This is a genomic window from Pseudomonas sp. 30_B (assembly GCF_017491605.1).
Taxonomy (GTDB): domain Bacteria; phylum Pseudomonadota; class Gammaproteobacteria; order Pseudomonadales; family Pseudomonadaceae; genus Pseudomonas.
Map to the genome: position 1 here is coordinate 1 of NZ_JAFGYY010000365.1, position 442 is coordinate 442.

The 442-nt window shown below is 61.8% G+C and carries 1 protein-coding gene; it reads left to right on the forward strand.

The features are described from left to right. Nucleotides 1-442, forward strand: a 442-nt coding sequence (locus J5M67_RS28685; protein ID WP_207888709.1) for a GTP-binding protein, incomplete at both ends; no start/stop codon positions are given.

Consider the following 442-nt stretch of genomic DNA (forward strand, 5'->3'; position numbering starts at 1 on the left):
GTTCACGACGGCGCAGCGACGATGGACTGGATGGAGCAGGAACAGGAGCGTGGTATCACGATCACGTCCGCTGCTACCACGGCGTTCTGGAAGGGTATGGGCAACAACTACCCGGAACACCGCATCAACATCATCGATACCCCGGGCCACGTCGACTTCACGATCGACGTGGAGCGTTCGATGCGCGTGCTCGACGGCGCGTGCATGGTGTACTGCGCAGTGGGCGGCGTGCAGCCGCAGTCGGAAACGGTGTGGCGTCAGGCGAACAAGTACAAGGTGCCGCGTCTCGCGTTCGTCAACAAGATGGACCGTACCGGCGCGAACTTCTTCAAGGTCTACGATCAGCTCAAGCTGCGCCTGAAGGCGAACCCGGTGCCCGTCGTGGTGCCGATCGGCGCGGAAGAGAACTTCAAGGGCGTGGTCGACCTGCTGAAGATGAAGG